Annotated in this window: 18 protein-coding genes; 5 read left to right on the top strand and 13 right to left on the bottom strand. The window is 67.8% G+C overall.

Annotated elements, in window-relative coordinates:
- Positions 1–23 precede the first annotated feature (23 nt).
- The 3 genes from ABD768_RS36075 to ABD768_RS36065 all read right to left on the bottom strand — a co-directional run bounded on the left by ABD768_RS36075 (position 24) and on the right by ABD768_RS36065 (position 3,604).
- Positions 24–788, bottom strand: coding sequence for an HpcH/HpaI aldolase family protein (locus tag ABD768_RS36075; RefSeq protein ID WP_344848427.1), 765 nt, complete (start codon positions 786–788; stop codon positions 24–26).
- 78 nt (positions 789–866) lie between these two features.
- A complete protein-coding gene (locus tag ABD768_RS36070; RefSeq protein ID WP_344848424.1) occupies positions 867–2,396 on the bottom strand; it encodes an acyl-CoA carboxylase subunit beta in 1,530 nt (509 codons plus the stop codon).
- Positions 2,397–2,437: 41 nt separating this feature from the next.
- Positions 2,438–3,604, bottom strand: a complete 1,167-nt coding sequence (locus ABD768_RS36065; protein ID WP_344848421.1) for an acyl-CoA dehydrogenase family protein — start codon at positions 3,602–3,604, stop codon at positions 2,438–2,440.
- Between the two features lie 76 nt (positions 3,605–3,680).
- On the opposite strand from ABD768_RS36065, the gene ABD768_RS36060 reads away from it, so the two are divergent.
- Together ABD768_RS36060 and ABD768_RS36055 are read left to right on the top strand one after the other, a co-directional pair.
- The gene (locus ABD768_RS36060) at positions 3,681–4,073 is read left to right on the top strand and encodes a MerR family transcriptional regulator (protein ID WP_344848418.1); all 393 of its coding nucleotides are present in this window, start codon (positions 3,681–3,683) and stop codon (positions 4,071–4,073) included.
- 219 nt (positions 4,074–4,292) lie between these two features.
- Positions 4,293–5,567 carry an exonuclease domain-containing protein gene (locus ABD768_RS36055; protein WP_344848415.1) on the top strand — a complete coding sequence of 425 codons (1,275 nt, stop codon included), beginning with the start codon at positions 4,293–4,295 and terminating at the stop codon, positions 5,565–5,567.
- Positions 5,568–5,591: 24 nt separating this feature from the next.
- On the opposite strand, the gene ABD768_RS36050 is transcribed toward ABD768_RS36055, so the two are convergent.
- On the bottom strand, positions 5,592–6,146 hold the full coding sequence (locus ABD768_RS36050) for a hypothetical protein (RefSeq protein WP_344848412.1): 555 nt from the start codon (positions 6,144–6,146) through the stop codon (positions 5,592–5,594).
- A gap of 90 nt (positions 6,147–6,236) precedes the next feature.
- On the opposite strand from ABD768_RS36050, the gene ABD768_RS36045 reads away from it, so the two are divergent.
- Positions 6,237–7,001: a hypothetical protein gene (locus tag ABD768_RS36045; protein WP_344848406.1), complete on the top strand. Its 765-nt coding sequence runs from the start codon at positions 6,237–6,239 to the stop codon at positions 6,999–7,001.
- A 56-nt stretch (positions 7,002–7,057) separates the two neighbouring features.
- On the opposite strand, the gene ABD768_RS36040 is transcribed toward ABD768_RS36045, so the two are convergent.
- From ABD768_RS36040 to ABD768_RS36010, 7 genes are all read right to left on the bottom strand, one after another.
- Positions 7,058–7,612, bottom strand: coding sequence for an RICIN domain-containing protein (locus ABD768_RS36040; protein WP_344848404.1), 555 nt, complete (start codon positions 7,610–7,612; stop codon positions 7,058–7,060).
- Between the two features lie 96 nt (positions 7,613–7,708).
- Entirely contained in the window at positions 7,709–8,380 is a 672-nt protein-coding gene (locus tag ABD768_RS36035; RefSeq protein WP_344848401.1) for a DUF6891 domain-containing protein, read from the bottom strand.
- A gap of 9 nt (positions 8,381–8,389) precedes the next feature.
- Complete coding sequence (locus ABD768_RS36030) at positions 8,390–9,100, bottom strand: sirohydrochlorin chelatase (protein ID WP_344848398.1); 711 nt, start codon at positions 9,098–9,100, stop codon at positions 8,390–8,392.
- Positions 9,097–10,221 carry a uroporphyrinogen-III synthase gene (locus tag ABD768_RS36025; RefSeq protein WP_343983214.1) on the bottom strand — a complete coding sequence of 375 codons (1,125 nt, stop codon included), beginning with the start codon at positions 10,219–10,221 and terminating at the stop codon, positions 9,097–9,099. The genes ABD768_RS36030 and ABD768_RS36025 overlap by 4 nt, the downstream gene beginning before the upstream one ends.
- On the bottom strand, positions 10,214–10,546 hold the full coding sequence (gene nirD / locus ABD768_RS36020; RefSeq protein WP_343983211.1) for a nitrite reductase small subunit NirD: 333 nt from the start codon (positions 10,544–10,546) through the stop codon (positions 10,214–10,216). The genes ABD768_RS36025 and nirD overlap by 8 nt, the downstream gene beginning before the upstream one ends.
- The gene (gene nirB, locus ABD768_RS36015) at positions 10,543–13,113 is read right to left on the bottom strand and encodes a nitrite reductase large subunit NirB (protein ID WP_344848393.1); all 2,571 of its coding nucleotides are present in this window, start codon (positions 13,111–13,113) and stop codon (positions 10,543–10,545) included. The genes nirD and nirB overlap by 4 nt, the downstream gene beginning before the upstream one ends.
- Positions 13,113–14,495, bottom strand: coding sequence for an MFS transporter (locus tag ABD768_RS36010; RefSeq protein ID WP_343983205.1), 1,383 nt, complete (start codon positions 14,493–14,495; stop codon positions 13,113–13,115). Before ABD768_RS36010 ends, nirB begins: the two co-directional genes overlap by 1 nt.
- A gap of 222 nt (positions 14,496–14,717) precedes the next feature.
- Here ABD768_RS36010 and ABD768_RS36005 point away from each other — a divergent pair, with 222 nt between their 5' ends.
- Positions 14,718–16,880, top strand: a complete 2,163-nt coding sequence (locus tag ABD768_RS36005; protein ID WP_343983202.1) for an MMPL family transporter — start codon at positions 14,718–14,720, stop codon at positions 16,878–16,880.
- Positions 16,881–16,923: 43 nt separating this feature from the next.
- Here ABD768_RS36005 and ABD768_RS36000 read toward each other — a convergent pair whose 3' ends face one another.
- On the bottom strand, positions 16,924–17,814 hold the full coding sequence (locus tag ABD768_RS36000; RefSeq protein ID WP_344848389.1) for a GNAT family N-acetyltransferase: 891 nt from the start codon (positions 17,812–17,814) through the stop codon (positions 16,924–16,926).
- 72 nt (positions 17,815–17,886) lie between these two features.
- Between ABD768_RS36000 and ABD768_RS35995 the strand changes: the two genes are divergently transcribed.
- A complete protein-coding gene (locus ABD768_RS35995; protein ID WP_344848386.1) occupies positions 17,887–18,330 on the top strand; it encodes a YdeI/OmpD-associated family protein in 444 nt (147 codons plus the stop codon).
- A gap of 780 nt (positions 18,331–19,110) precedes the next feature.
- On the opposite strand, the gene ABD768_RS35990 is transcribed toward ABD768_RS35995, so the two are convergent.
- Positions 19,111–19,825 (bottom strand): HNH endonuclease signature motif containing protein (locus ABD768_RS35990; protein WP_344848383.1); only part of this gene is annotated, 715 nt, incomplete at its 5' end.

The following is a 19,825-nucleotide window of genomic DNA, read 5'->3' as shown; positions in this document are numbered from 1 at the left end:
TGGTGTGTGCCGCAGCACCGGGATCAGCCGCGCGCCGCGACCAAATGTGCGGCGGCAGCGGCTTGCAGGTGATCCAGGTCCGACGACACCGTGGCGAAGGTGTAGCCCCCGGCCAACCGCTGAGCCGCTTCGGTGCCGCTGTTCGTGTGAATGCCGGCCGCAACCCCAGCCGCGGCGGCAGTCCGCGCGATCAACTCGATCGCGGCATCGAATGTCTCGGCGACATCCGGATCGCCCGGGTACTTGCCACCGATCCCCAACCGAAGATCCGACGGCCCCACGTAGATCCCGTCCAGCCCGGGCGTCGCGCAGATCCCCGCGACGTTCTCCAGTGCCTGCCGGGTCTCGATCATCGCCAGTACGACGGTCGCCGCATCAGCCTCCGCCGGCACCGGCCCGATCCGCAATCCCGATCGCGCCGGCCCGTACGACCGGATCCCGCTCGGTGGGTACCGAGCCGCCTGCACGGCCCGCAACGCATCCTCGGCCGTGTCGATCAGCGGCACGATCACCCCGGCCGCCCCGGCATCGAGCGCCCGCCCGATCGGGGTCGCATTGTTCGCCTCGACCCGCACCAACCCCGCAGTACCGTTGCCTGCGGCATCGATCGCCATCAGCCCGTCCAGCAACCCACGCTGGTCGATCAACCCGTGCTGGCCGTCCAGTACGACGTAGTCGTAGCCGGTCAACGCGATCCGCTCGGTCGCCGCGGGCGCGTTCATCATCACCCAGTAACCGAGCGTGGTCTGCCTGCTGCGAAGCCGGTCGGCGAAGTCCTTGGACGTCATGCCCCGCAGGCTATACGCCCAGCCGTACCGGCCCGGCCTCGCGTCCACGTCTGACCGCAGGTACTCCGTGCCGCTCGGCTAGACCGGCGGTACTCCGTGCCGCTTGGTGCTGAAATGCCGGTTCTTCGTCTGCGCCGCGGCCAGCCGGGCGATCAGGTCGTCGCGCAGGTTCTCCGGCTCGACGATCGCGTCGATCACCAGGTCGGCGGCCAGCCGGAGGATGTCGATGTCGGTCTCGTACTCCTCGCGGAGCTTGGAGACGTACTCGACCCGCTCGGTCTCGTCCGCGATCTCCTGGATCTTGTTGTAGTACACGGCGTTGATCGCCGCCTCCGGACCCATCACCGCGATCTTCGCCGTCGGCAGCGCGATACACGCGTCCGGCGAGAAGCCCGGCCCGCACATCGCGTACAGCCCCGCGCCGTAGGCCTTGCGGACGATCACCGACACGGTCGGCACCGTCGCCTCGGACACGGCGGTGATCATCTTCGCGCCGTGCCGGATGATGCCGGCCCGCTCAACCTCCGAGCCGATCATGAAACCCGGTACGTCGCACAGGTACACCAGCGGCACGTTGAACGCGTCGCACAACCAGATGAACCGGGCTGCCTTGTCGGCAGAGTCGACGAACAGCACGCCACCCTTGACGGCCGGCTGGTTCGCCACGAACCCGACGGTCTGCCCGGCCAGCAACCCGAACCCGACGACCAGCTCCGGCGCGTACGCGGGCTTGATCTCGAAGAACGTGTCCGCGTCCGCGATCGCGTCGATCACGTCGTGGATGTCGAAGCCGACGCTCTCCTCGACCGGCACCAGGTCACGGGTGAAATCACGGCCGGCCGGCGAAGCGTCGTACGACGGAGGCTGCGACTGCCACGAACCAGGCAGGTACGAGAAGTACTGCTTGGCCAGCTCGATCGCCTCGGTGTCGTCGCTCGCCAGCAGGTCGCCGCAGCCGGAGACGCTGGTGTGCATCCGGGCGCCGCCCATCTCCTCCAGCGTCACCTTCTCGCCGACCACCATCTCGGCCATCCGCGGCGACCCGAGGTACATCGAGGCGTTGCCGTCGACCATGATCACCAGGTCGCAGAAGGCCGGGATGTACGCGCCGCCCGCGGCCGACGGGCCGAACAGGCAGCAGATCTGCGGCACCTTGCCGGACAGCGCGACCTGGTTGTGGAAGATCCGGCCCGCGCCACGCCGACCGGGGAAGAGGTCGACCTGGTCGGTGATCCGGGCGCCGGCCGAGTCGATCAGCCAGAAGATCGGCAGCTCGTCGCGCAGCGCGACCTCGGTGATCCGGACGATCTTCTCGACCGTCCGGGCACCCCACGAGCCGGCCTTGACGGTCGGGTCGTTCGCCACGATCAGCGCCGGCCGCCCCTCGACCAGGGCACGGCCGGTGACCACGCCGTCCGCGGGCAGGCCCGGGTTGAGCGCGTTGGCCAGCTGCGCCTCCTCGACGAAGCTGCCTTCGTCGACGAGCAGCGCGATCCGGTCCCGGACGTAGAGCTTGTTCTGCTTGGCGAGCTTCTCGGCCGCCTTCTCGGGCGGCGTCATCGTCGCCTCGCGGGCGACCTTGAACTCGGTCCAGTGATCCCTGCTCATGCGGCCATCCTGTCAGAGGGCACTGTCTGTCACCCTGTTGTCTACTCGACCGGGAGGCCGAGGCCGCGGGCGATCAGCATGCGCTGTACTTCGGAGGTCCCCTCGCCGATCTCCAGGATCTTGGCGTCACGGTAGAACCGGGTGACCGGGTACTCCTCCATGAAGCCGTAGCCGCCGAAGACCTGGGTGGCGATCCGGGTCGCGGTGACCGCGGCCTCGGTCGCGTACAGCTTGGCGACGGAGGCAGCCTGCTTGAACTCCTGCATCGGGGCGCCCGCGTCCTTGAGCGCCGCGGCCCGGTACACGAGCAGCTCGGCCGCGTCGGCCATCACCTTCAGGTCGGAGATCTGGAACGCGACGCCCTGCTTCTGACCGATCGGCACGCCGAACGTCTTGCGCTCACCGGCGTACTGGACCGACATCTCCAGGCACGCCTTGATGCAGCCCAGCGCGACCGCGCCGATCGCGACCCGGCCGTCGTCGAGGGTGGCGAGGAACTGGCCGAACCCCTTGCCGCGCTCGCCGAGCAGGTTCGCCTCGGGGACCCGTACGCCGCTGAACGACAGCGGGTGGGTGTCGCTGGCGTGCCAGCCGAGCTTGTCGTACGACGCCTCGGCGACGAATCCCGGCGTACCGGTCGGGACGATGATCGTGGAGATCTCGGGGCGGCCGTCCGGCCTCTCGCCGGTCCGGGCGGTGACCGTGACGAGCGAGGTGATGGTCGAGCCGGAGTTGGTGATGAACTGCTTCGAGCCGTCGATCACCCACTCGCCGTTGTCGAGTACGGCCCTGGTCTTGGTCGCACCGGCGTCGGAGCCCGACTCGGGCTCGGTCAGGCCGAAGCCGGCCAGGCGCTGACCCGCGATGAGGTCCGGCAGCCACTGCTGCTTCTGCTCGTCGGTACCGAAGGTGAGGATCGGGTTGATGCCGAGCCCGACGGCCGCCTCGAGCGTGATGCCCATCGACTGGTCGACCTTGGAGATCTCCTCGATCGCGACGCACAGGCTGGTGAAGTCACCGCCGGACCCGCCGAACTCCTCCGGCGCGGTCAGCCCGAAGAGGCCGAGCTTGCCCATCTTCTGGACCACCTCGACCGGGAAGTAGTGCTTGCGGTCCCACTCGGCCGCATGAGGCGCGATCTCGGCCTGGGCGAAGTCGCGCACGCTGTGGGCGAACTCGCGGTGCTCTTCGGACAGCTCGTACGACATCTTCGTGGCTCCCAGGCTCTCGTGATTGACGCTTACGTAAACGTAAAGCACGATGGGGTGCGTGCACAATATCCGGGTGCCTGCCGAAACCTCTACTTGGTCCATCGCGGAACTGGCCGCCGAGTACGACGTCACCCTGCGCACGATCCGCTTCTACGAAGACCGCGGCCTGCTCACCCCCGAACGCCGCGGCACGGTCCGCATCTACCACCCCCGCGACCGCGTCCGCCTGGCCCTCATCCTCCGCGGCAAACGCCTCGGCTTCACCCTCGACGAAATCGCCACCATCGTCGACATGTACGACCGCGAGCCCGGCGAAGAGGGCCAACTCGTCTACCTCCTCAACCAAATCACCACCCGCCGCGCCGAACTGGAACAACGCCGCCGCGACATAGACGAAACCCTCGCCGAACTAGCCGAGGTAGAAGCCCGCTGCCAAGCCGACCTCAAAACCCTCCGCGCCCGCTAGGCACTGTCCCCCGCGCGCTCCTCCGATCGGTGGCAGCCGACTCGCACGAAGTCCGGCCGGTACCCGGAACCTTCAGGCATCGTCAACGTCGATGGCCATCGCTAGCATGAGCCGAAGTTCGCGCGGTGAGCATCCACTCGGGTGCTCAGGGGGTACGAACTGGGGGCAGTAATGGGTTCATTGAATGCATTCGAGCGGCCGAAAACTCAAAGGGCCCGGATGCCTCGACTCGGCTCGACACCCTTCGCAGTTCTGGATGTCGAGACGACCGGCTTCTCACCACGATTGCATGACCGGGTCGTCGAGCTCGCCGTAGTGCGGACTGCGCCCGACGGAACGGTCGAGAAGTCCTGGACCACGCTGCTGAATCCGGACCGGGACCTGGGGCCAACCCATATCCACGGCATCCGTGGAGCCGACGTCTTCGACGCACCGCGGTTCGCCGACATCGCCGGCGACCTCGCAGATCTGCTCGATGACGCTGTGGTCGTCGCGCACAACGCACGCTTCGACCTCGGCTTCGTGGCCGCCGAGTACACGCGCCTCGGCGCCGTCGCGCCGAGCTGGCCGACGATCTGCACACTTGCCATGTCCCACCGCCTGGGGATCCTGGGCGGTGGACGGCTGGGCGATTGCGTGGCCGCGGAAGGCATCTCCCACGATGGCGCACACACCGCACTGGGAGACGCTTCGGCCACCGCGAGCTTGCTGACGGCCTACCTGAGGCGCTCGGTCGAACGAGGCATCACCAGCCTCGACGATCTGGGCTGTGCTCCGACGGCTTGGCCGGACAGCCGGAGTTGGGCGGGTTGGCCGATCTCCGGGCGCACCCATGCGCGCTCTGGGCGTTGGCGACCAGAACTTTCGCCACTCGCTCAGCTGGTGCGGCATCTGCCTGCGCACGATCTCCGCACAGCAGACAGCCCCGCAGACACCGCGGCGTACCTCGACATTCTCGATCGGGCACTCGAGGACCGCCGCATCGATGAGCGCGAGACAGACGCTCTCGAATTCACAGCGCGGGAATGGGGGCTCAGCCGCCAGGACGTGCACCAGGCGCACACGATGTACCTGTCGGCACTCGCGACAACCGCCCTCGCCGACGGCGTGCTGACCGATTTCGAAGCGACCGATCTCGCGGATGTCGCCGCGGCACTGGGCTTCGGGCTCGAGGAGATCGTGGCTGCCCTGCAGGACGTCCGCAGCCACCAGCCCGCGGAGGCTACCGGCGACGGTCTTCGGGGGCTGGGCGTGTGTTTCACCGGCACCCTTCAAGGGCGGCTGGACGGCGCGCTGATCACCCGCGAGCGGGCACAAGCCCTTGCCCGTGCGGCAGGTCTGGTCGTGCACGAACGAGTCACCAAAGGACTCGACCTGCTCATCGTCGCCGACCCCAACTCGTTGTCCGGGAAAGCCAAGAAGGCCAGGAGCTACGGCACTCGGATCATGGCCGAAGCTGCCTTCTGGCAGGAGATCGGGCTCAATCCGGAATGATCTGACTGACCGGTGTCGCCCGATCTATCCACCAACAGATGCGTCGGCCGGAACGATCGTCCCGGCCGAGATGACGATCGCGTCGGTGCCGTAGCGCTTCGTCAGGTTTTCGTGGTCGGTCGCGCTGCCGTTTGTGGTCATCACGGCGATGCCCGAGCCATCAGGCATCGGGCCGACGCTGCCGATGACGATGCCTCGCCGGGCCCAGTACGCGAGGTCAGCCGTGACCCGGTCGCTCAGCGATCGCATCTCGACCAGGGTCATCCGGGCGTTCCGCAGTACGAGGTTGATGTTCGTCGCCTCGGCTCGTACGCGCTCGTCGAGTGCGGCGTCGGGCTTGCGGTAGACGATGAGGGTGCCTGTCTCGTGCTCCAGCACCAACCCGGCGTACGAGTCAGCGAACCGCAACCGCAGCACCGGCTCCAGCCGATCAGCAACCACCGTCAGCCCCGGATCATTCCGCATCGGCCACGTCGGCGACCCGTACGGGATCCCCGGAGTCTCACCTTCAGCATGTGAGCCCCCGCACCCGACCAGCGCACCGACCGCAACAACCACTCCCAACCAGCCTCTGAGCATGTCCTCACCTCACCCAGAGGACGCGATCGCCGACTCCCGCGTTGCGTGCGTGAGATCGTGGTGTGATTCGGCAGGACGGAGTTGCTTGCGATGCCAGATCAGTCGCCCAAGGAAGCCTTGGCGAACACGTCCATGCTCGGCCGGCTGCTCGAAGAGATCTCCTGGGAAGGCCAGCTCGTCCGCGGCTACCGGAACGGCGGCCGTGGGCGCGAGAACGTGCTGACGGCAGAGGTCCTCGGTCCGCTGTCCTACCTCCCACGGTCGACCTTCCTCGCCGCGGTCTTCAGGGCAGCCCACGGCGCCGACGAGACACGTGAGCTGATCGCGGCCGAGGCCGAGCAGGCTCGGATCACCCTCCTCCCCGACGAGTCGACGCTGTCCCCCGGCGGAACCGTCGTACAACCCGACGGGCTCCTGACAACGCCGAGCACTCACGTCCTGATCGAGTCCAAGGGCATGGGCAAGTCCGCATTCCAGCCCGAGCAACTGTCCCGCGAGTTCGTCTGCGTACTACGAGACGCCGGCCCGGCCCGCCCACTCCTGCTACTCATCACTCCGAACCCACCACCCGTGCCGGTCAAAGGCCACGGCCGACTCTCGATCGAGGACGCCATCACCCGCTACCTCGAGCCGGTCCTGGCCCGTACGGCCGGTCTCGAGGCGCCAGGGGCAGATCTCGCCAGCCGCATCCCGGACTCAGTCGCCTGGATCACGTGGCCCGAACTCCGCGAAGCCGTCGCCACCGCCGCGATCGACCTGTCTACCTTGCCCGCTGGAATCGCCGGCACCGTGCAACGTCTGCGCGATGACCTGCTAACAGCCGTCGACTGGCACAGCCGCAGTCAGCAGGGCTGAGCTCAGCCGGTGGCGAAGGCATAGCAGAAGGCTGGGAGGCCGCGACTTTGTCGGCGTCAGCAGGGTTGGCGGGGGTTGGTGGTCCAGTCTGTGCGGAGGCACCAGATGGCGCCGGCTTGGCCGCCGTAGGCTTCGCTTGGGTACTTGTAGAGGTGGGGTTTTCCGTCGGCGCCCAGGCCGAGGAACTGGCTGGTTGCGCGGGATTGGATGTAGGTGCGGCTGCCTGAGACCGAGGACAGATACCACTCCTCGTCGGGGCCTTTGAAGTCGGCGCAGTATCTGGCGACCGGTGGGGCGCCGTTGCTGCCGTGGCCCCAGACCGAGTCGAGGCACTTGCCGGGCTGCGGTGGGGCGTAGTTGATCAGTCGGTAGTAGTTCGCCGGGGCCGGGTCGTCGTTGACCTCCCAGTCCTGGAACGCGTACCTGTCGCCGGCGCAACCACTGATCCCGATCGCGTAGTTGTCGGAGCCGATGGTCAGGCACTGCTGGTTTGCCATGTTCCGGATCTGGAAGTCACCCCAGTCCGTCGCCGAGGCGCTGCCGGGTTGCACCACCGCGGCCGAGATCAGCAACCCGGCCACGACCGCGAACACTCTGCTCAGGTTTCTCATCGCTCCAGCCTCGGGCGATACGTCGCCGAGCGGGAGAGCGATCAGTACCTGCTCGCGGCCCAACCCACCTTCACCATCGAGCATCCGCAGCCGGGGCTAGGCGGGGAGGCGGCGGTGCCAGGTGAGGGGGCCGACGGAGATTCGCTGGCTGGTGGAGCCGGTCCAGGTCACGGGGAGGTTGTGGGCGCGGAGGGTGGACTCGATGCGGCGGCCGATCTCTACGGCCTGGTTGTCGAAATCCTGTGGAGTCGGGTCGATCGGGCCGTAGGCGAGGAAGAGGTGGGCGGGGGTGTCTGCCAGGCGTTCGGTGTCTTGCTGGTGGAAGAAGACGTAGCCGGTGGATGGGCGGTCGGCGGGGCGTTCGTCGTCGATCTCGGCTACGCCGCAGGTTTGGCAGCAGGTGAAGTTCATCCGGGCGATCACGCCGGCGGCGTCGAGCTCCGCGAAGGCGGCTTCGACCCTGTCTGCGTCTGTGGGATCGGTCCAGGTCTGTTGTTCGGCGAGACGGGTCTGCCAGACGTCGTCCACCAGGCGCTCCAGTTGCTGGTCGGTCACCGGCATCTCGTCGTCGTCGCGGAACTCGCGCGCCTGCTCCAGTACCTCGGTGCGCGTGTTGAACCCGGGCAGCACCCAGAGCACAACCTGATCGCGCAGCTCTTCCAGCGCCGATGGCTCGCCAGGCTCCGCCGCGGTCGGCGCGGTCGGCACGGGCTCGGGCTCGGGCTCGTTGGGCGGCGTACGGCGGCTGAGTTTGTCGAAGATCCCCACCCGCGAATGCTAGACAGCCACCGCCGACAATTTCCTGGCAACGTCATAACGATGCAGCGCCAGCGCCGCGATCCGCGGGTCCGCCCCCAAAGGCGCACTCACCGGCAGGTCGCCCGCGATCCGGCGTACCCGATCCGCGAAGAACCCAGGTGCCAGCAAGTACGTCGCCACAGCCACCTGGCCGGTACTACGAGTGAGAACCGACCCCAAACGCTCCCCAGCGCCAGACACGTACCCGACCTCCACCGGCCGGTCGATTCGCTCGGCGAGCAACGCGGCCGTCGCCGAGCAATCCAGCAAAGCCCGCCGATCCGACGACCCAGCCGCGGCCAGCACCACACGATCAACCGAGGCCGATCCCGACGCCGATCCCAAGTCAACACAAGCCCGCAGCCGGTCGACCAGCACGTCCGCCAGCACCGGATCCGGCCCCAACGCCGAGGCCGCCTGCACCTGATACGGCCGCCGCTCCGCCTCGCGCCCGATGTCCACCGCCGTGTGATACCCACTGCTCAACAACAAGGGCACCACCACAGCCTGATTGCCATCAGCAACAACTCGATCAACCAACCCGGGCAGCGCAGGCACATCAACATCCACAAACCCAAGCGACACAGGCACCGAAGGCCGCAACCCCGCAATCAGCCGAACCAGCGCATGCACCTCGCGAATCCCCCGAGGATCCGCAGTCCCATGCGCCGCAGCCACCAAATCGATCATGTGGGAGCTCCTACCGGTTCGACGGCTAGGCGGTAGCCTCGGCGGACGACCGTGCGGACCAACTCGGGACGGCCTACCGCGGTGCGGAGTCTGTTGACGGTTACTTCTACGGCGTGGACGTCTTCGGCGCCGGGCAGGACTGCCAGCAAGTCGGGGCGGGAGACTACGTCGCCGCCTGCAGCGACCAAGGCGGCGAGTACCGCTCGGGGACCAGGGCCCAGCGGTAGGACTACGCCGTCGAGGACTGCTGCGCCGCCGCGGATCACCAGTTGTCCGAAGGCGGTTTCGATCGAGCGGGCGTTGTCGTCGGTGAGGCGGTCGGTGACGATGCGGATCAAGGCACCGAGGCGAAAGCGATCGGGGATCAACGGTTCCAGGCCAAGCGCCAGGAAAGGACCGGCGGTGATCGGCCCGACGCAAGCATTCAAGACCCGGCCCGTACGCAGGGCCGACACCAACCCGTCGTACTGACCGTTCAAAGCAGCAGCATCCAGCAAAGCCTGCGCACCCGGCGCCGACGTATGCACGACAGCATCCACGCCACCAGCGCAGATCTGCCCGATCACCCGCTCAACAGCCAACGGATCGGGCGCCGGCCCCCACCGATAGACCTCCAACCCCCGCACCGACGCCCCAACAGCACGCAAAGCATCCTGCAACGCCGGATCAGACAGCCCATGCAGCTGTACGACGATCTTGCGCCCGGCAACCCCTTGGTCGCGCAACCACTCGACCACCTCCGCCGTCGTCTCCGACCGCGCCGACCAGTGCTCCACCAACCCCGCCGCCCGAATCGCGCCCCGCGCCTTCGGACCGCGCGCCAGCAACCGGGACTGCTCCAGCGTGCTCAGCAGATCAGCCGCCAGCCCGACAGTGTCGGCAGCCTCGATCCACCCGCGAAAGCCAACCGCAGTGGTGACGACCACATCATCCGGCGGATTGGCGATCACCCGCCGCGTCGCCTCGATCAGCGGCTGGTCGTCGGCGGCCGGCACGATCTGCAGCGTCGGCGCGTGCAGCACCTTCGCGCCCCGGCGTTCGAACGACGCGATCAGGTCGTCCGCCCGGCGGTGCGCGGTGACGGCGATCGTGCAGCCGCTCAGCGGACCAGGCCTAGTCACCGACGATCACCTCTCCGTCGACGACCCGCACCGGATACACCGACAGCACCAGCGACGGATCGTCCAGGCAGACCCCGGTCCGCAGGTCGTACACCTGCTTGAACATCGGCGACGCCACCGTCGGCACGTCCCCGCGACTCCCGACGATCCCCCGCGACATCACGTTCGCCCCGCTCACCGGATCCTGGTTGCCCAGGGCAAACACCTCCCCGTCGAAGGTCCGGAACAGCGCGACCTGCAGAACACCCAGCAACGCGGCGACACCACGTTCCGGCAGCAGGGCGTCGTACCGGCACACCACCACCGCCGTCGTCGAAAGGGTCATCGGCGTACCTCCAGTCGGGGACCGGCGAGCAGGACCGGTTCCAGTTGCCCGCGTTCGGCCGGGGTCGCCGGCCGCGGTTGATTGCGTTCCACCACGTAGCGCAGGTCGGCGTCCGGCTGGTCGGGCGCGTTCACGAACGACACGAACCGGGCCAGCTTCTCCGGGTCCTGCAGCGTCGCCTGCCACTCGTCGACGTACGAGTCGACGTGTGCCGCCATCGCCGCATCAAGGTCCGCCGCGATGCCGAGGCTGTCGTTCAGCACGACGTCGCGGACGTGGTCGAGGCCGCCTTCGATCTCGTTGATCCAGACGGCCGTCCGCTGCAGCCGGTCGCCGGTGCGGACGTAGTACATCAGGAACCGGTCGATCGCCTGCAGCAACTGCTCGTCGGACAGATCCGACGCCAGCAACTGAGCATGCCGAGGGGTCATCCCGCCGTTGCCACCGACGTACAGGTTCCAGCCGTTCTCGGTCGCGATCACACCGACGTCCTTGCCCCGCGCCTCGGCACACTCACGCGCACATCCGGAGACGCCGAGCTTGATCTTGTGCGGCGACCGCAGCCCGCGATAGCGCAGCTCCAGCGCGATCGCCATCCCGACAGAGTCCTGTACGCCGTACCGGCACCAAGTAGACCCGACGCACGACTTCACGGTCCGCAAAGCCTTCCCGTACGCGTGCCCCGACTCGAATCCGGCCTCGACCAGCCGCTTCCAGATCGCCGGCAACTGCTCGATCCGCGCTCCGAACAGATCGACCCGCTGCCCGCCGGTGATCTTGGTGTAGAGCCCGAAGTCGCGTGCCACCTCACCGATCGCGATCAGCCCCTCGGGCGTCACCTCGCCACCGGGGATCCGTGGCACGACCGAGTACGTCCCGTCCTTCTGGATGTTCGCCATCACGTGATCGTTGGTGTCCTGCAACGTCGCCCGCTCACCGTCGAGCACGTGCCCGGCCGGGTCGAGGCTGGCCAGGATCGACGCGACCACCGGCTTGCAGATATCGCAACCACGCCCGGTACCGTGCCGCTCGACCAGCGAACTGAAGGTCCGCAACCCGGTCACCCGAACGACGTCGAACAGCTCCGCCCGCGACATCGCGAAGTGCTCGCAAAGCGCCTTGCTTACCTCGACACCAGCGGCCGCGAGCTCAGCGTTGAGCAGGTTCTTCACGATCGGCAGACACGATCCACAGCTCGTACCGGCCCGGGTCTTGCCACACACCGACTTCAGATCGCCGCAGCCCTCTTCGCGCACCGCGCATCGAATGGTGCCCGCAGAAACGTTGTTGCAGGAGCACACCGGCGCATCGTCCGGCAGCTCCAGCTGAGCAGGCGCCGACCCTTCGGGCAGCAGGTACGACGCCGGGTCGGCGCCGAGTTGCCGCCCGACCATCGGCCGCAATCCCGAGTACGCCGAAGCGTCCCCGACCAGGATGCCGCCGAGCAACGTGCGCGCGTCGTCGGACAGTACGAGCTTCTTGTAGACGCCCGCGACCGGATCCGCATAAACGATGTCGAGCGCGCCTTCAGTCGCGCCGAACGCATCGCCGAAGCTCGCGACATCGACCCCGAGCAGCTTCAGCTTGGTGGAAGTATCAGCACCAGGGAAGGTCGCCGACCCACCCAGCAGCCGGTCCGCGACGATCTCCGCCATCGCATACCCCGGCGCGATCAACCCCCACACCCTGCTCTCGATGCACGCAACCTCACCGATCGCCCAGACGCCATCCACGGAGGTCCGGCACCCCTCATCGACAACAACGCCGCCGCGCTCGCCGATCTCCAGCCCAGCAGCACGCCCCAGCTCGTCCCGAGGCCGTACACCGGTCGCGAACACCACCACATCGGCCGGCAAATCCTTGCCATCAGCAACCGCCATCGCCCGCGCGGCACCCTGCGAGGTCGTCTTGACCCGCGTCGTCTGCGTCGACGTCAGCACCTCGATGTCAAGCCCACGAATCAACCGGGCCAGCGCGCTACCGCCGCCTTCGTCGACCTGCAGCGCCATCAACCGCGGCGCGAACTCGACCACAGTGGTCCCAGCACCCAAAGCCCGCAGCGCCCCAGCGGCCTCCAGACCGAGCAGGCCGCCACCGACCACGACCCCGTTGACGTCCTTGCCCTCGGCCCGCAGCCGCTCGACGTACACCCGCAGCGCCGCGACGTCGTCGATCGTCCGGTAGACGAAGCAGCCTTCGGCGTCGCTGTTCTTGATCGGCGGGACGAACGCGTACGAGCCGGTGGCGAGCACCAGTTCGTCGTACCCGATGATCTCGTCGCGCGTGGTCCGTACGGTCTTGGCAGCGGTGTCGACGGCAGCGACCGTGACGCCCTTGCGCAGGCTCACCGATGGGTCGTCCCACAACGTCGGGTCGCCGAGGGAGAGATCGGAAGGGTCGCGGCCGGAGAAGTAGCTGGTCAGCGCGACCCGGTCGTACGGCATCCGCGGTTCCTCGGCGAGCACGGTGATCCGCCAAGCGGCGTCGGTGTCGCGTGACCGCAGCGCCTCGACCAGCCGGTGGGCGACCATGCCGCCGCCGACAACCACCAAATGCCGCCCGGACATCAGACACGCTCCTGGCTGAGCGGGCCGCCGCGACGCAGGTAGCAGACGTAGGTCACGATCAGGCAGACGACATAGAAGCCGCAGAAGGTGTAGAGCGCCGGCACGAGCGAGCCGTAGTGCCCGGTCGACATCGCGAAGCCGCGCGGTACCAGGAACCCGCCGTACGCTCCGACCGCCGACGCGATCCCGATGCAGGCCGCCGCTTCGCGCCGGGCCCGGATCGGCTCAGGCTTGCCGTCCAGGTCCCGTGTCGTCTGCCGGAAGACCGCCGGGATCATCCGGTACGTCGATCCGTTGCCCGCGCCACTCGCCACGAACAGCACCAGGAAGCTGAGCAGGAACCAGGTGAAGCTGCCCGCGTGCAGAGCCGCGATCGCCGACAGGATCCCGGCGCCCATCACCACGAACGCGCAGACCGTCACCCAGGCGCCGCCGACGATATCGGCCAGCTTGCCGCCGAACGGCCGGGAGACCGAGCCGACGAGCGCGCCCAGGAACGCGATGTGCGCCACCGTGATCTCCGGGAAGGTCGTCTTGATCAGCAGCGGGAAGGCCGCGCCGAAGCCGATGAACGAGCCGAAGGTGCCGATGTAGAGGAACGAGATGACCCAGGTGTGCGGCCGCTTGGCCGCCGTGATCGACGCCCGGAAGGACGAGGTGGCCGCCGACAGGTTGTCCATCAGCCGCCAGGCCAGGATCGCGGCCAGCAGGATCAGCGGGATCCACATCAGCCCGGCCCGGTTGAGCGTGAGCCCGGCGCCGGCCACGATCACGATCGGGACGAAGAGCTGGACCACCGCGACGCCGAGGTTGCCGCCGGCCGCGTTCAGGCCGAGCGCGAAGCCCTTGTCCCGCTCGGGGAAGAAGAAGGAGATGTTGGTCATGCTGCTGGCGAAGTTGCCACCGCCGGCGCCCGCCGTGGCCGCGACCAGCGCCATCAGCCAGAACGGCGTCTCCGGCCGGCTGACGAAGAAGGCCAGCCCCGAGGCCGGGATCAGCAGCAGGAGAGCGGAGACGATCGTCCAGTTGCGGCCGCCGAACTTCGGCACCGCGAACGTGTAGGGCAGCCGCAGGGTGGCGCCGACCAGGCTCGGCAGCGCGACCAGCCAGAACATCTGGTCGGTCGTATAGCCGAAGCCGGCGGCCGGCAGCGAGACGACGACGATGCTCCACAGCTGCCAGACGGAGAAGCCGAGGAACTCGGCGAAGATCGACGGCCACAGGTTCCGCCGGGCCACCCGGCGCCCCTTCGCCGCCCAGAATCCGCCGTCCTCGGGGTCCCAGACATCGATCCACCGCCCACGACGGGGCGCCTCGACCGTACCCACCGCGCCGGCCCGGTCGCGAAGAGTAGCGACCTCCGGTCGTGCCTCGAGCGTCATCTTCCGTCTCCGATCATCTGACCTCACTGATTAGGCCAGGACGCTATGACCGGGGTGTTTCCGAGTGGTCATCTCGTTGTTACGCCGTCGAAACGGGTCCCGCACACCTCCCGGGCAGTGGTGAGAGATGTCCCCCTCCACCAGCCCGGGTCGTCCTTCCTCCCGTTGAGCGATGTCTCGGTACTGTGCCTACTGAACTGTCTGACTCGGGAGGGGACTGCGGTGGAGCGGCGGAACAACAAGCGGTGGGCCTGGCGGGCGGGAGTGGCCGCCGTACTGGTCGCCTGGCTGATCCTGGGATCCATCGGCGGGCCCACGGTGGGCAAGCTGAGCGAGGTCCAGGAGAACGACAACGCCAACTTCCTGCCCAAACAGGCCGAGTCCACCCTGGTCAACAACGAGTCGGCCAAGTTCGTCGACTCCAAGGCGCTGCCGTACTTCGTCCTGATCGAGCGCGACAGCGGAATCACCCCCGCCGACGTCGCCAAGGCCAACGAGTTCCTCGCCAAGGTCCCCTCGCTCGACCTCGGCGACGGCAAGACCATCGGCCAGTACCTCGCCGCGCCCGCCAAGACGGTGATCCCGTCGGCGGACAAGAAGGCGCTGCTGATCACCCTCGAACTCAACGGCGACCAGCTCGACGACGTGGTCAAACAGGGTGAGACAGCCCTGTTCGCCGTCGCCGACGAGATGCGCACCGAGATCAAACAGTCGCTCACCCCGACCGGCCTGCAGGTCTACGTGACCGGTCCCGGTGGCGTGTTCGCCGACTTCGTCACCGCCTTCGGTGGCATCGACGGGATCCTGCTCGGCGTCGCGCTGGTCGTCGTGTTCGTGATCCTACTGATCGTGTACCGGAGTCCGGTACTGCCGATCGCAGTACTGCTGACCGCCGTCTTCGGCCTGGCCCTGGCGGCCTCGGTCGTCTACCCGCTCGCCAAGAACAACGTGATCGAGCTCAACGGCCAGAGCCAGGGCATCCTGTTCATCCTCGTCGTCGGCGCCGCGACCGACTACTCCTTGCTGCTCGTCTCCCGGTACAAGGAAGAGCTGCACGACTACGAGAGCAAGTACCAAGCGATGCGCGTCGCCTGGCGAGCCGCCATCGAGCCGATCGCCGCCAGCGCCGCGACCGTCATCCTCGGCCTGCTCTGCCTGCTGCTCTCCCAGCTCGGCAGCACGAAGGGCCTCGGCCCGGTCGGCGCCATCGGGATCGCCGGCGCGCTGATCTCCGCGATGACGTTCCTGCCGGCGGTCCTGCTCGCCTTCGGCCGCCGGATCTTCTGGCCGGCCATCCCCCGCCTCGACCACGTGCACGCCAAGGACCAGGTCGGCAGCCGCAAGCTGTGGGGCCGCGTCTCCGGCCTGGTCGGTCGCAGCCCACGCAAGGTCTGGGCGATCAGCGCGCTCTTCCTGATCGCCTGCGGCCTCTTCCTGCCCACCTTCAAGGCCTCTGGCATCTCCCAGGAGGACCTGTTCCTCAACAAGGTCGAGTCCGTCACCGGCCAGGAAGAACTCGCCAAGCACTTCGACGCCGGAGCCGGTACGCCGGTACAGATCCTGACCCCGGTCGACCAGGCGGACAAAGTCGTCCAGACAGCCATGAAGGTCGACGGCGTCGCGACGGCGACTGCCTCCGTGGCCCCGGCCGATGGAAACAAGCTCAGTCCGCCCAAGGTCGTCGACGGCAAGGTCCTGGTCCAGGCGACCCTGAAGGTCGCCGCCGACTCCCCCGACGCGACCAAGGTCGTCAAGCACCTGCGCACCGAACTGGACGCGGTCAGCCCCGACATCCTGGTCGGCGGCAACACCGCGATCAACCTCGACGTGATGGACGCCAGCAACCGCGACCTCAAGGTGATCATCCCGACCATCCTCGCGGTCATCTTCGTCGTCCTGATGCTGCTGCTCCGCTCGGTCGTCGCCGCCGTTCTGCTGGTGATCTGCAACGTGTTGTCGTTCGGCGCGACCCTCGGCATCAGCGCGCTCGTCTTCAACCACCTCTTCGACTTCCCCGGCGCGGACGCCTCGATCCCGCTCTATGCCTTCGTCTTCCTGGTTGCCCTGGGCATCGACTACTCGATCTTCCTGATGACCAGGGTCCGCGAGGAGTCGATCGAACAGGGCACCAGGCCAGGCATCCTCACCGGCCTGGCGGTCACCGGCGGAGTCATCACGTCCGCCGGCGTCGTCCTCGCGGCCACCTTCTCGGCGCTGGGCGTGGTACCGATCCTCTTCCTCGCCCAGATCGCCTTCATGGTCGGCTTCGGCGTCCTGCTCGACACGACCATCGTCCGCTCGCTGCTCGTCCCGGCGCTCTCGTACGACATCGGCGCCAAGATCTGGTGGCCGAGCAAACTAGCGAAGGAGTCCGCGCAGGGGTAGCGGCGCCCGCAGGCTGACGATGCCGTAGCTGAACCCGAGGTGTTCAGCTCAGCGGAAGCGGCGCCCGCAGGGTCAGGCTGACGATGCCGTAGCTGAAGCCGAGGTGTTCGTTGAGGCGGCGCATCGAGTCGTTACCGCGCTGCGTCCAGGTGTAGATCTCGGTGATGCCGTGCTCGGCGGCCCAGGCCATGCTGGTCCGCTTGAGGGTCGACGCGACCGACTTGCCCCGCCACTCCCGGCGTACGGCGGTGTAGGCGACCTCCGCACGCTCCGGGCGATCGCTATCGAGCATCAGGCCGGCCACACCGATCACCTCGTCACCAGCGACGGCGACGAACATCGCGGCCGGGTCGTTGATCCACTCCTTGTCCCAGTCGTCCGCCGAGACCTTCAGCGCGACCGGATGATCCATGTCCGGGAACGTCGGCAGCGCGACCTGGTGATAGGCCTGCGCCCACAGCTCCGGCCGCTCGGCGACAGAGACGATCTGGTACTCCGTCGGCCCCGCCGGCCGCGGCTCGTCGCCGATCCGGCGTACCTGCTCGACCTGCCGATTCGTCTCCACGAACCCGAACCGCTCAGCGAAGAGCCTGGACTCCTCGTCGTCGACACTCGCTCCGGCCATGTCATAGCCCTCGCCAACGGCATGGTCGGCCAGCACCCGGAGCAGCTCGGTCCCCACGCCGCGACGACGGAAGTCCGGATGAACCCGCGGCACCAGAGCCGCCCGCTCCCCGTCGCCAGAGCGATCCGCCAGTCCGCTGCCTGCCAGCGCACCATCGACCTCCGCCAGCAGCATCAGCCGCCCGGGCCGGTCGAGGTCCCGCAGCTCGGCCACCGTCGGGCAGCGCTCGTACGGCAGTACCGCGATCCGAATCGCCCGCCAGGCCTCGTAGTCGGCGTCGCTGATCGCTGTCCGAATGCTCGTGGTCATGCCCTCAGCCTGCCGCAGCCCGCCGCAAAGAGCCCACGATTTTCGTCCGGCCCCGGCGCTAGTGTGACCACCATGGAGACCTTCGAGGCCGTAATCGAAGAGGCCCGCGGCGGCGGCGCCTACGTCGAGGTGCCGACCGAGGTAATCACCGCCCTGGGTGGCGGCGGCCGAATCCCGGTCCTGGCGACCTTCGACGGTATCGTGTACCGCGGCTCGATCGCGTCAATGGGCGGCTGCATGGCGCTCGGCGTACTGAAGACAATCCGCGCTGACCTGGCCAAGGGCATCGGCGACCCGGTGACGGTGACAGTCGAGCGCGACACGACCGAACGAACTATCGAAGTACCGCCCGACCTCGCGGAAGCCCTGGAGGCGGCAGGCCTGAAGGAAGCCTTCGACGCAATGAGCTTCAGCCACCGCCGAGAACACATCAAGGCAATAGAAGAAGCCAAGAAGCCAGAAACCCGCACCCGCCGCATCACCAAAGCAGTCGAGCTACTAACACCCAAAACCTGACCCCGAGCCGCCTAGGCCCCTCAGTCCCCTGAACCAGGTAGCAGCCAAACCCGACTCCAAGCCACCGACCTGGACGGAGCCCCGCCCGACCAGATCATCCAGGCGCCGCACAGCTCGCACATCGACACCATCGGCGCGATCCACCTCCCAACGCCCTCCCAACCGGACCGACAAAGCGAATCCTGTCGAGCAACGACGCCTCACCATCGCAACCACCCGACCAACTGCGGCCCCCACCTGTCGCCCTCATCCGCAGAACTCCCCGAACACGACCCGCGAAAGCCGATCCCGAACGGAGACGAACCGGTCCCGAGCGCAGGCGAGCCGGTCCCGAGCGGAGGCGAGCCGGTCCCGAGCGGAGGCGAGCCGGTCCCGAACGGAGGCGAGCCGGTCCCGAGCGGAGACGAGAGACCCTGAGTCTCCGCAAGCACAGTGGCACACGATGAAAGCGGCGCCCGGATCCCACGTGCGGACAGCGCTGGGCGGATGCGACAGCGGCGCGAACGTCGATACGGACAGCAGTAGGCGAACAGCGGCGCACAGCAGCGGGCGAACAGCGACACGCACAACAGCCGGCGAGCACCGACCCAGACAACAGCAGGCAGACAGCCACCCACACAACAACCCGCGAACATCGACCGGCGGACAGCGGACAGCGGACAGCGGATAGTGATACGGACAGCAGTGGGCGGACAGCGATGCGGTGGGCGATGCGTGCGGACTACCGGAGACGGCAGCTCAGCTGTTGGCTTGTACCGCGTTCTGGCGGCCGTTGAATCACTACGCGCTGTCGGCCCATGGATCGAAGACCGCCGGCTGTTCGGGAGACGCTGCCCGTGCGGATCTGTCGCCCCAGGGGTCGAGCCCGGCCGCCTCATCGGCGGCGCCCCAGGGAGCATCATCGTTGTTGGGCCGGTTCAGCCTCGGTACCTGAAGAGGACCCGAAGCCGCAGGCCGACCGAGTGTGGTTACTGACGCGGCATCGATGCTGCTATCCACCACCGCCGAACCCGCGCCCCTATCCTCCAGCGCTGGATCCGCGCTCGTATCCACCACCGCGGGATCCGCTCCCGCACCCACAACCGCCAGATCTGCGCCCGTATCCACCACCGCGGGATCTGCGCCCGTACCCACAACCGCCGGATCTGTGTGCGTGTCCACCACAGCGGGATCCATGTCCGCGGGGGCCGGCGCAGGCCAGGGGGTAGTGGCCGTCGGCGCGGGTGCGGTCGCGGGGGTGGTGCTGGGCTGGTCGGGTTTTTGGCTGGTGTTTCGGGGTGGTGGGTTGGCCCAGGTGGGGCGGGTGACGTGGACTTGGTTGTGGATGATGGTGATGGTCCAGTGGCCGTCGTGGAGTGAGTTGTGGTCGACCCGGCAGAGCAGGACGAGGTTGGTGAGGCTGGTGACTCCGCCGTCTTGCCAGCTGATGAGGTGGTGGGCGTCGCAGTAGATGGGTGGGGCGTGGCAGATGACGCAGCCTTTGTCGCGCTGGTTC

This window comes from Kribbella ginsengisoli, assembly GCF_039537185.1.
In the GTDB taxonomy this organism is placed as follows: Bacteria; Actinomycetota; Actinomycetes; order Propionibacteriales; family Kribbellaceae; genus Kribbella; species Kribbella koreensis.
This window is presented reverse-complemented; position numbering and strand designations above follow the sequence as displayed.